General features: G+C 64.0%; 10 protein-coding genes. 3 read left to right on the forward strand and 7 right to left on the reverse strand.

The window, feature by feature from the left end; translation table 11 throughout:
• Positions 1 to 88 precede the first annotated feature (88 nt).
• From JQ617_RS13030 to JQ617_RS13050, 5 genes are all read right to left on the reverse strand, one after another.
• Entirely contained in the window at positions 89 to 1522 is a 1434-nt protein-coding gene (locus tag JQ617_RS13030) for a tyrosine-type recombinase/integrase (protein ID WP_212026637.1), read from the reverse strand.
• Between the two features lie 1256 nt (positions 1523 to 2778).
• Positions 2779 to 4425, reverse strand: coding sequence for a GMC family oxidoreductase (locus JQ617_RS13035; protein ID WP_212026638.1), 1647 nt, complete (start codon positions 4423 to 4425; stop codon positions 2779 to 2781).
• A gap of 16 nt (positions 4426 to 4441) precedes the next feature.
• Positions 4442 to 5035: a GNAT family N-acetyltransferase gene (locus tag JQ617_RS13040; protein WP_212026826.1), complete on the reverse strand. Its 594-nt coding sequence runs from the start codon at positions 5033 to 5035 to the stop codon at positions 4442 to 4444.
• 140 nt (positions 5036 to 5175) lie between these two features.
• Positions 5176 to 6102 (reverse strand): SMP-30/gluconolactonase/LRE family protein, encoded by a 927-nt coding sequence (locus tag JQ617_RS13045; protein ID WP_145664759.1) that lies wholly within the window; start codon positions 6100 to 6102, stop codon positions 5176 to 5178.
• Positions 6103 to 6237: 135 nt separating this feature from the next.
• On the reverse strand, positions 6238 to 7071 hold the full coding sequence (locus tag JQ617_RS13050; RefSeq protein WP_212026639.1) for an AraC family transcriptional regulator: 834 nt from the start codon (positions 7069 to 7071) through the stop codon (positions 6238 to 6240).
• A 182-nt stretch (positions 7072 to 7253) separates the two neighbouring features.
• Here JQ617_RS13050 and JQ617_RS13055 point away from each other — a divergent pair, with 182 nt between their 5' ends.
• A complete protein-coding gene (locus JQ617_RS13055; protein ID WP_212026640.1) occupies positions 7254 to 8357 on the forward strand; it encodes a mandelate racemase/muconate lactonizing enzyme family protein in 1104 nt (367 codons plus the stop codon).
• A 4-nt stretch (positions 8358 to 8361) separates the two neighbouring features.
• Here JQ617_RS13055 and JQ617_RS13060 read toward each other — a convergent pair whose 3' ends face one another.
• The gene (locus tag JQ617_RS13060) at positions 8362 to 8718 is read right to left on the reverse strand and encodes a hypothetical protein (RefSeq protein ID WP_212026641.1); all 357 of its coding nucleotides are present in this window, start codon (positions 8716 to 8718) and stop codon (positions 8362 to 8364) included.
• 183 nt (positions 8719 to 8901) lie between these two features.
• Here JQ617_RS13060 and JQ617_RS13065 point away from each other — a divergent pair, with 183 nt between their 5' ends.
• The gene (locus JQ617_RS13065) at positions 8902 to 9123 is read left to right on the forward strand and encodes a hypothetical protein (RefSeq protein ID WP_063689576.1); all 222 of its coding nucleotides are present in this window, start codon (positions 8902 to 8904) and stop codon (positions 9121 to 9123) included.
• A 278-nt stretch (positions 9124 to 9401) separates the two neighbouring features.
• Here the strand turns inward: JQ617_RS13065 and JQ617_RS13070 are convergent, their stop codons facing one another.
• Positions 9402 to 10058, reverse strand: a complete 657-nt coding sequence (locus JQ617_RS13070) for a glutathione S-transferase family protein (RefSeq protein ID WP_212026642.1) — start codon at positions 10056 to 10058, stop codon at positions 9402 to 9404.
• A 170-nt stretch (positions 10059 to 10228) separates the two neighbouring features.
• On the opposite strand from JQ617_RS13070, the gene JQ617_RS13075 reads away from it, so the two are divergent.
• The gene (locus JQ617_RS13075) at positions 10229 to 11452 is read left to right on the forward strand and encodes a polyhydroxyalkanoate depolymerase (RefSeq protein WP_145664767.1); all 1224 of its coding nucleotides are present in this window, start codon (positions 10229 to 10231) and stop codon (positions 11450 to 11452) included.
• Position 11453: the final 1 nt, after the last annotated feature.

Here is an 11453-nt window from a genome sequence, read left to right on the forward strand (position 1 = left end):
GGTCGCGCGTGTTCTTGTGACTCAGGGTGCACAACCTTAGGGAGGCAAAAACCGGCCGCGGCGGCTGACGCCTAGCGGCCTTCTCGTTTCAAGCAGCTCGACGAACTGCAGCCTCAGTTTTGTTCATGTTTGCGGGCTCGCTGATGATGCGCCTGATCTCATCAGCCAGCTTCTGCAGAGCCTCGCGCTTTTCCTTGACGCGCGGGTCCTGATCGTAGTGCTTCCCGGTCACCGGCGAGACATCGCCGTGCTCGTCCTTCTGGACGGTATGGTCGAGGCACATCGAAATGATCGAGCGCGGCACCTTCAGGCTGCCTAGGAGGCTGGCGGCCGTGCGGCGCAGGTCGTGCGGGGTGAAGGGAGCGATGCCGAGTTGCTCGCAAAGGCCAACGGATCGCACCAGCACCTTGCCGTTTCGCTTGGTTCTGTTGCCACGCAGGGCGCAGGCCATCGCCTTGCGGTTCAGCGGTTCGCCTTCCCAGCGGCCGGTGAACATCCATTGATGGTTGCCCATGGCTTCCTTTGCGATCTCAACCGCCAGATCGGACAGCGGCTGGTGGATCTCGCGGCCTGCCTTGACCCGCTCCTCGGGAATCATCACCAGCGGCTTCGCGCTGTTCAGATCATGCACCAGCTCATCGCGATGGATATGCAGCAGCTCAACGGATCGCAGCATCGAGACCAGCGCGAACTTGATCGCGAGGCAGATGCGCCGATCCACGGTGATGTCGGGCCGGTCCAGCCCGTGCCATAGCGTCCTGATCTCATCAGTCGTCAGCTTGCGCTTGCGCGGCTCTTCCCTCGGCAGCGGCGGCAGGTTGATGCAGGGGCTGGCGCTGACGTACTTGCGGCCAGCTTCGGCGGCCCAATTGAAGAGGCCCGAAACCGCCTTGCGCATATGCCGCGCGCTGCTGACCGAGTCCTTCTTGCTGGTCTTGCCCTTCTTGATGATCAGCGTGCCCGCGAGGATATCAGCCTGCAGCTGCGCGATATCGTCGTTGCTGACTTCTTTCGCAATCATCGGCCCAAGGCGCGGCCGAACGAAACGCTCTAGATGACGGGCCATTTCGGCGTGAGCCCGGAAGCGCGGTTTCGTTTTCAGGATCACGCCAGCTTCGGTATGGCGGCGAACCGTGATCTCCTCGGCGCACCACGCTATGCGCAGATCGATCAGCTGGCTGACCGTCGTCATCTGCTTGGCCTGCTGATCCTGCGCGCGTCGCGTTTTGACCGAGATATCTTCGCCTCGGGCCAGCTGCCGCTTCACGCTGTTTGCTTCGACGCGCCAATAGGCGACATCGTGCGCGGGCTGGCCATCTTCGGCCTTGCGATAGATGCCCAGCCGATGGGTGCCGCGCTGCTTTGTGATCGGGCAAGTGTACTTCAGCGAGAAGGTCGGCGGCGCGGTCGGGCTGAGGCTGACGTACAGGCCCGAGCATTCCGCGTCGTAGATTTTCTGGCGCTGCGTGACTCGCGCGGTGCAGTGCCGGTTGGTGATGTTCTGCTTTGCTCTTTTCGACATTTGGAGATGGCTTCCAGGGCTTCGCCCATGTGTTCCGGGATGGCTGCGCTGGGGCCTTGCCCCAATGCAGCTGGTTCTCGGTGGATGCCTTCGGTCTTGATCGGAAAGGGTATTTCCAAAAGAGCTTATTTTACAGGGCTATACTTTGCCCATTGATGTCCAAATTTACCCACCTAGCCCCAAAATAAGGCCCACACGGTTTTGCCGTACGCGTTCAGCGCCGTCCGTCCGCACGCGGTTTCGGGCTCACAGGGACTACCCGCCCTGCCCGCCACCTCTCGTGCCGACGCTGCCGCGTCCACCGCAACCCGGCCCGCGTTTCGAACGACTCGCGAACCGCCCCTCTTCGTCGGGCCGGGCTGTGTCGGGTTATGCCGCAATTCCGAATTTCGGTAAAGTAGAATATTTTTGCGGAGAGGGGTTGACGCGCGAGCGACACAGGAAATCTCGTAGGGTGGGTTAGCGTCGGCGTAACCCGCCTCTTTCATTTCCACCATCGGCAGAAGTGGTGGGTTACGCCAGCGGCAGCGCCTTCGCGCAGCCGCTAGCTAACCCACCCTGCGCGCTGGTCACCGTAATTGCCGTAATTGCGCGCTGGTGTCGCTGATGCTGGTGAGCCGGGGCGACGAGGTTGTAGCCGCAGGTCACGACCGGCGCTGGCGATTCCGTCGTTGAAAGGGATCCACGTAAAAATCGATAATGACGGAACAAAGGAATATCAGCAAACTTCCAAAGAGGACCACCTTATACGTAATATGGTAGAACGAACTGAGGTACAGAGTGCGTCCACGAACTATCATCGGGATGATGTATCCGCTCTCCGGGTCTGCATGGGTCGGCATAACCTGCCACATCCAGTAGTTCATGATCCACGAAGCGGCATAAGAGAGAAGGCCGATCGCAGCGAGACTCACTTCAGCTCTTCTCCATTTGGTTTTCATCTATTTGCTTTGCGTCTGCGCTGACCGGGAAAAGTTGTTGGTCAATGTCTCGCTACCGAGGCTCGTTGAAATCCAAGAATCCGCTCTACTATCAGTTTGAGTATAGGTTTCGGTTGAGACGGTCGCGTTTGGGTCAGCCACCTTTGGGATAATCACCGTATTCGTGGGACCAGCATAGGAGGTCAGCTCGTAGAGTGGGTTAGCGTTAGCGTAACCCACCTCTTTCGTTTCCGCATCGACAAAAGTGGTGGGTTACGCCGCGCGGACTGCGCTTTGCGCAGCCGCTCGATAACCCACCCTACGCAATTGCGCTGCTCACGCCACCGCCGCGTCCGGAATGCGCGCGGCTTCCATCGGCGCCTTGCCGCGGATGAGATCCGAGGCGCGGTCGGCGATCATCATGGTCGACGCGTTCAAATTCGCCGAGATCATGCGCGGCATCACCGAGGCGTCGATGACGCGGAGGCCTTCGAGGCCGTGGACGCGGAGCTGGTCGTCGACGACGGCCCAGTTCGAATCCGCAGGGCCCATGCGGCAGGTACAACCGGGGTGGAAGGTGGTCGTGCCACGCTCCGTTGCCGCGTGCAAGAATTCGTCGTCGGTGTTGACGTTGGGGCCGGGGAAATCCTCGTAGGCGTAATAGGGCGAGAGCGGCGCGCTCTTCAGCAGGTTGCGCGCGAGCTTCATGCCGCCGACGATGACGCGGCGGTCGAGCTCGGCGTCCAGATAATTGGTCTGGATGATCGGCGCCGCAAACGGATCGTTGGAGCGGATGCGGACATAGCCGCGGCTCTCGGGGCGCTGCTGCCAGGACGCCACGGTCATGCCGGGTTCGTCCTCGAGCTGGCCCTGCACACCTTCCTTGTAGGACGCCGGTGTGAAGGTGAGCTGGAGATCGGACGAGTCGGCGCTCTCGCCGGAATGCCAGAAGCAATAGACCATGGTCGGCGACAGCGACAGCAGGCCCTTGCGCGCGGTGGCCCATTTCAGCGCCTCGATCCACAGCGAGAAGCCGCGGCGAAGCTCGTTGATGGTCTTGATGTCCTTGACCCGCGCCACCGTGCGCGGCGCGTAATGGTCCTGCAGGCCTTCGCCGACGGGCAGCGCGTGACGCACGGCAATGCCGTGCTGCTGCAACAGGTCGGGCGAGCCGACGCCGGAGAGCTGCAGCAGCTGCGGCGAATTATAGGTGCCGCCGGAGAGGATCACTTCCTTGTTGGCGCGCACCTCCACCGGCGTGCCGCCACGGCCGCCCTTGGTGTAGCGCACGCCGACGGCGCGCTTGCCTTCGAAGATGATCTCGGTGGCGTGCGCATGGGTGTGCACATGCACGTTGGGCCGTTTCATCGCCGGCTTGAGGAACGCGGTCGAGCCGGAGACGCGCAGGCCGTTGTTGATGGTGCGCTGGCAGTAGGAGACGCCTTCCTGGGTCTTGCCGTTGTAATCGGGATTGCGGGGAATGCCGAGCGAGACCGCGCCTTCCATGAAGGCCTCGCAGAGCGGATCGCGCCAGTCCATCGTGGTCACGGTGAGATTGCCGTCGCGGCCGCGGAAGGTGCTGTCGCCCTCGCCGACCCGCTTCTCCAGCCGCTTGAAGTAGGGCAGCACGTCGGCATAGCCCCAGCCGCGATTGCCCATCTGCGCCCAGGTGTCGAAATCCATGCGCTGGCCGCGGTTGTAGATGTGGCCGTTGATCGAGGACGAGCCGCCCAGCGTCTTGCCGCGCGGGGCATAGATGCTGCGCCCGTTGGTGTAGGGCCCGGGCTCCTGCTGGTAGGCCCAGTTGATGCTCTTCATGTGGAAGGTCTTGATGAAACCCGCCGGCAGGTGAATGTAGGGATGCCAGTCGCTGGGGCCCGCCTCGAGCACGCAGACGCTGACATTCGGATCTTCGCTGAGCCGGCTGGTGAGGATGCAACCGGCAGAGCCCGCGCCGATGATCACATAATCAAATCTGTCCATGGTGCCTCGGCCGCCCCTAGCGCGGCTTGTCGTTGAGTTGAAATTCGAGATGCGCCTGCACCGTCGGCCATTCGGCGGCGGTGATGCTGTAAACGACGGTGTCGCGCAGCGTGCCGTTCGGCGCGATCTGGTGGCTGCGCAGGACGCCGTCCTGCTTGGCGCCCAGGCGCTCGATGGCACGGCGGCTCTGGTGGTTGAAGAAATGGGTGCGGAACTCGACCGCGATGCAGTTCAGCGTTTCGAAGGCGTGGCGCAGCAGCAGCAATTTGCACTGGGTATTGAGCGGGCCGCGCTGCGCGCTCTTGCCGTACCAGGTCGAGCCGATCTCGACGCGGCGGTTGGCGGCATCGATGTTCATGTAGGTGGTCATGCCGACGATGCTGCCGCCGGCGTCGAACACGGTGAAGGGCAGCATCGAGCCCGCAGTCTGCAGGCCAAGGCGGCGGTCGATCTCCTTGCCCATGTTCTCGGGCAGCGGGATCGCGGTGTACCAGAGTTTTGAGAGCTCCCCGTCCTTCACGGCCGTCACCAACCCGTCGAGATGCTGGTGCGACAGCGGCTCGAGACGGGCATGCTGTCCACGCAGGGTGATGGGATCAGGCCAGGGCATTCTATCGGTCCTCATTGTTGTCATTCCGGGGCGGCTCGAAGAGCCGAACCATGGTGCGCAATTGCGCACCAGAGAATCTCGAGATCCCGGGTTCTATGCTTCGCATAGCCCCGGGATAACAATCGTGTTTTACGCGATTGTCACTTGTTTAGGAAATTGAGCGGCAATCCACCGCGCGGCCAGTCCATGGCGATCAGCTCGCCCTTGCCCGACAGCGTGATGTAGGCGGTCTTCAGCTCGGGGCCGCCGAAGGCGATGTTGGTGGTGACGCGGTCCCCGGTCGGGACCTGCTCGACCAGCGTGCCGTCGGGCGCGATCACCGAGATGCAGCCGGAGACGAGCGTGGCGACGCAGACATTGCCGTTCGCCTCGACCGCGAGCGAGTCGAACATCTGGTAGCCGCCGAGGCCGCAGATCGGCTTGCCGCGCTCGCCGCGATAGATCACGTCGCGCGGCTTGAGCGTGCCGGGTGCGGAGAGCTCGTAGGCCCAGAGCCGGCCCGTCGGCGTCTCCGCGATATAGACCGTGTTCTCGTCCGGCGACAGGCCGATGCCGTTGGCCGGCAGCACGCCGTGCACGACCTCTACGATCTCGCTCATGCCGGGCTTGAGGTAATACATGCCGCCGACGTCCATCTCGCGCGCGCGGCGCTTGCCGAGATCGGAGAACCAGAGGCCGCCCTGCCTGTCGAACACGAGGTCGTTCGGCCCGCGCAGATCGTGCTCGCCGCATTTGGTCACGACGGTCTCGACCTTGCCGGATTGCAGGTCGACACGCTGGATCGAGCCGCCGAGATAATCGTCGGGCTGCGGACCCGGCATGATCATGTTGCGGGTCGGGATCCAGGAGAAGCCGCCATTGTTGCAGATGTAGATCTTGCCGTCGGGGCCGAGGGCCGCGCCGTTCGGGCCGCCCGGGACCTTGGCGACGATCTCCTTGCGGCCGTCGGGATAGACACGGGTCAGTCGCTGGCCGCGGATCTCCACCAGCACCACCGAGCCATCCGGCATCACGACCGGCCCTTCGGGAAATTCGAGGTCGGTGGCGAGAACGCGGACGTTGGACATGTGGGACCCTCCCGGCTGCTTGTTATGGCTTGCACGGGATGTCCGGCACGGGCCCCACACGCAAGATTTGCCTGCGGTTATGACAAAGTCACCGGGGCTTGCCAAGCAAGCGGGATGGTATGCCAGCCTTGCGCGTTATTCTCTGACGGGTATCCAAATCTCGAAGCCGCCATTGCCGGTTGCGGGATCGAATGCCTCGTCATAGCGCTCGAAGTTCGGTGCATCCGCGGCCTTCAGGCCGGAGGCCGGCAGCCATTGATTCCAGATCGTGCTGACGGTGCGGCGGATCGAGGCGACGTGGTCGGTGTGGGTGAACACCGCATAGCGCTGCTCTCCGATACGGATGCGACCGAAGCGGCGCGGCAGGTCGGAGAAATCGGCGACCTCGACGCCGGCGATGTAGTCGAAATTACCGGCATCGTCGCCGTTGCAGCAGACGCCATAGGCGACCTGACCGACGCGCGCTGGAATGTCGGCGACCTCCTGATGGAAGCGCTGCCACAGCCCCGGAATGGCAGCGCCATTGTCGCAGGAGATGCGCTCCATGGGGCCGGCGACGAGGATGGCCTTTGCGGTTTCGAAACGTGGGGGCTTGAGATGGTCGAGCATGGTGGAGTCCATGAGGATCGGCTCCTGTAGCTTGAGATGGCCGGTGCATGTCGCGGCCCGGACCGCTTCCGGCGTGGTGCCGAACTGGTCGCGGAAGGCGCGGGTGAATGCTTCGTGCGAGCCGTAATCCGCCTGAAGCGCCAGCGACAGGATGTCCGGCGCGCCATTCGCAAGACTGCGCGCCGCCTCGCTGAGCCGCCGCGCGCGCACGTACCGCATCACGGAAAGACCGGTGGCTGCGGCAAACGCACGCACGATGTGGAACCGCGACACCCCCGAGACCGCGGCGATCTCGTCGAGCGTCATCGGCTCGGCCAGATGGCTCTCGATGTACCAGAGCGCGCGCTGGGCTGGGTTCATGGTCGTTTCCAGTCCTCGTTCGAAGCAAGGCCATGATGCACCCATGACCAACGCCTTCGCTTGATCGGCGTTGCGGTCCGCGGGGAGGATAGCGCCGGAACAGCCTCTGGCAACGTGCGGCCGTTCGTGTCTACATTCGGCAAGCTCAAAACCGCTCACGAGAAAGCTGGAGGAACCGCAGCATGAAGATCGCCGATGTACGGGCGCACCATATCCGCATCCCCTACGACGCCGGTGTTGCGAGCTTCCGCCAGGGCGCGTCCGCGATTTCCGCGCTCGACATGGTGCTGGTCGAGGTCACCACCGACACCGGGCTGACCGGCTGGGGCGATGCGTTCGCCTATGTCTGCCCGCGCACCACGCGCAGCGCCGTCGAGGAGATGATCGCGCCGCAGGCCATCGGCCTCGAGGTTCCCGACGCCGCCGGCATTGCCGCGGCGATGGAGCAGATCCAGCGCAATCTTCATCTGTTCGGCCGCTACGGCGTCACCATGTTCGCGATCTCCGGCCTCGACATCGCGCTGTGGGACCTCGCTGCGAAGATCGAGGGCGTGCCATTGCATCGCCTGCTCGGCGAGACCAAGCGCACGAACATTCCCGCCTATGCGAGCCTGTTGCGGATCGGCTCGCCCGACAACATCGCCGGCGAATGCAGGAAGGCGCTGGCGCTCGGCTATGGCGCGATCAAGCTGCACGAGACCACGACGCCAGCGGTGTTCGCCGCGCGCGAGGCGATCGGCCCCGGCATTCCGCTGATGGTCGACATGAACTGCCCGCTGTCAGGCGAGCAGGCGATCGCGTTTGCGAAGGCGTGCAGGGACGCGCAGCCGATGTTCCTGGAGGAGCCGGTGTGGCCGCCCGAGGATTTTGCCGCGCTCGCCGACGTGCGCAGCAACGGCGGGCTCGGCATCGCCGCGGGCGAAAATGCCTGCACGGAATATCAATTCCGCCAGATGATGGATGCGGGCGCGGTGAGCCACGCCCAGCCGTCGGTGATCAAGGTCGGCGGCATCACCGAGTTCCTGAAGGTGGCGGCGCTGGCCGATCAGCACGGCGTCAAGATCGTCCCGCACTCGCCGTATTTCGGCCCCGGCCTGCTGGCGACGCTGCATCTTCTGGCGACGCGCGACGACGGGCTGGTCGAGATGTTCTATCTCAGGCGCGAGGCCTGCCTCTGGGGCGGGCGCGCCGACGTCGACGCCACCGGCCACGTCGCGGTGCCCGCGGGCAACGGGCTCGGCTACGAACCCGACCGCGGCGTGATCGAGCGCTATCGCGTGAGGTGAGCGCCTATTTCGCCGCGTCCTTCGGCGGCGGCGCGTCCTGCTTCTTCTTCACATCCTCGGCGGTCCTGGCCTGCGCGGCCTGGAGATCGCCGATCGTCTTCTGCAGGCCGGCGAGGCTGGTCTTCAGCGCGTCGATCTGGCGGGCCGCCGCATCCAGCTTCTGCTGGTGATCGAGGTTGAGCTTGGTGATGGTCTTCTGCAGGAAGTCGACATTGCTCTGAAGGCAGCTGGTGCGGCGCTCCATGGTCTTCTCGACCGTGCAGATCTCGATGCCGGGCACGTCCTGCGCGCGGACCGGCGCGGCCGCCAGCGTGGCGAGCAGCAACATCGGGACATGAACGCTGGCACTTCGAAGCTGCATGCGGGTTCCTCGTCAAAATATCACGGCAATGTGCGCTGTTTGCGCACGGCCGCCCAAGGCTACCACACTCGTACCGCATTCTCGCGTTGAGCTTGGCGTGTTCCCCCGGGACGGGGAGCAGTGAACCGCATGCGGGGGAGGTGGGCGCTCTTTCCGCGGCTTTGATTAGGGGAGATTTTTGCAATGGCAACGCGTGATAGACGGTTGGCGGAATTTGACGGCGCGGGAGAACCGCCGCCCGGCCTGCCGGTCGAAGTATTGTGTGAGGATCACAGCGGTACGTATCAGCTCCCGTTCGCCTGCCGCTATGTCGGAGGACGCTGGCAGAACCACGAGGCCGGCATCGCGGTCGAAGCGACCGTCATCGGCTGGCGCCTGCCGCGGGTGAAGCAGCCGGTCTCCTGACGGCAGCCGCTGTTTCAAAATGCAACGGAGCCGCGCTCCGTCTTAACGAACGGAACGCGGCCCGAACGAATCACGTCCGAATCAGCGGAAGAGCCTCGTACGCGGCTGTTCACGGCTAGATGTCGCAACCACCCCGCAGGCCCCCACAATATCTGCCAGCACGCAGGCCTGACGCATCCTGCAACGGGGGCCAAAGGTTAACGGCTTCAACGACATGCTGCAGGGGCCCGCGGCACCGGGCCGCGCTGCCAAAACAGGCAGGGCGATGCCGCGGCTGCCTAATATTCGACCTCGAGCTCCTCGATCTCGGCCGGCTCTTCCTTCGCCGCCGCGATCCATTCCTTCATCTCGGGCATGGCCATGATGGTATCGGCATAGGCCTTGAGGCGCGGCTCGAGCTTGACGTCATAGGTGACGAAGCGCGTCACCACCGGCGCGTACATCGCATCCGCCATGGTGCGCCGCTCGCCGAACAAGAACGGGCCGCCCGACTTCTCCAGGCAGTCGCGCCAGATCGACCAGACGCGGTCGATGTCGGCCTGCGCCCGCGACCAGATCTTGAAGCCGGGGAAGTGCCCCTTCAAATTGACCGGCAGCGAGGCCCGCAGCGTGGTGAAGCCGGAATGGATTTCGCCGCAAATCGAGCGGCAATGGGCGCGCTGGACGCGGTCATCCGGCAACAGGCCGGCTGACGGCATGGCCTCATTGAGATATTCGGCGATCGCCAGCGTATCCCAGACCACGGCGCCCTCGTGCCGCAGGCACGGCACCAGGATCGACGACGACAGCAGCAGGATCTCCGCGCGTGCGGAGGCATCGTCCGGCGCCGTCACGATCTCCTCGAAATCGAGGCCGGAAAACTTCGTCAGCAGCCAGCCGCGCAGCGACCAGGACGAGTAGTTCTTGCTGCTGATGGTCAGTGTCGCCTTCGCCATTTCGCCCCTTTCCTGCGCCTGTCACCGGCACTCCGCCCGGCTCGCGGCGTGCCCATTCGCTGTGCTTCGCGTGAAACGAGCAGCAAGCGACGTGCCAATTTTCAGGGCGATCCCGCCCCGGCTTGGCTTCGATATTGCATGGCAACATGGGTCAGGGTGGGCATTTCAGTATGATGTCGATGTATTATCAGGCCTTTCAGAACCAGATGGATCTGACGGCGCCGTTTCGGGTGGGCGCCTCGTCCGCGCTCAAATTCCTCCATCTGGTGCCGCAGGGCATATCGGACCAGGTGGTCGGACGGCTGTCGGCGGCGCTGGAGCTGATCTCCCGCTCCACCCTCACCTATGACCGCCCGGCCTACGGCATCGACAGCGTCATGGTGGGCAACCGCGAGGTCGCGGTTCGCGAGGAGATCGCCTACGCGACGCCGTTCGGCTCGCTGCTGCATTTCAGGAAGGATGGCATCGCCGAGCAGCCGCGCATGCTGCTGGTGGCGCCGATGTCCGGGCACTTCGCAACGCTGCTGCGGGGCACGGTAAAAACGCTGCTGCAGGACCACGACGTCTACATCACCGACTGGCACAACCCGCGCGACATTCCGCGCAGCGAAGGCCGTTTCGGGCTCGACGACTACACCGATCACCTGATCGATTTCCTCGGCCAGCTCGGCCCGCGCCCGCACATGGTGGCGATCTGCCAGCCTTCGGTCTCGGCGCTCGCGGCCGCCGCGGTCATGTGCGAGGGCAACCACCCCTCGCGGCCCGCGACGCTGACGCTGATGGCGGGCCCGATCGACACGCGCATCCAGCCGACCAGGGTCAACGAGTTCGCCAAGAGCCGGCCGATCGAGTGGTTCGAGCGCAATCTGATCAACTACGTGCCGGTGCAATGCCGCGGCGCCATGCGGAAAGTCTATCCCGGCTTCGTGCAGCTCACGGCGTTCGTCTCGATGAACCTCGAGCGCCACATCAAGCAGCACATGGATCTCGCCAACCACATCGCCAAGGGCGAGAAGGAGAAGGCGGCGAGCATCAAGACCTTCTACGACGAATATTTCGCCGTGATGGATTTGCCGGCGGAGTTCTACATCGAGACCGTGCGCGACGTGTTCCAGGAGCATCTGCTGCCGCAGGGCAAGCTGATGCATCGCGGCCGCCCCGTGAACACCAAGGCCGTCAGCCGGATGGGGCTGATGACGGTCGAGGGCGAGAAGGACGACATCTGCTCGATCGGCCAGACGCTGGCGGCGCAAGACCTCTGCACCGGCGTGCGCGCCTATCGCCGCGTCCACCACATGCAGGCCGGCGTCGGCCATTACGGCGTGTTCTCCGGCAAGCGCTGGAACAACGAGATCTATCCGCTGCTGCGGGACTTCGTGCACGTGAATTCGTGAG

The sequence above is a fragment of the Bradyrhizobium sp. KB893862 SZCCT0404 genome (genome assembly GCF_018130885.1).
Taxonomy (GTDB): Bacteria; Pseudomonadota; Alphaproteobacteria; order Rhizobiales; family Xanthobacteraceae; genus Bradyrhizobium; species Bradyrhizobium stylosanthis.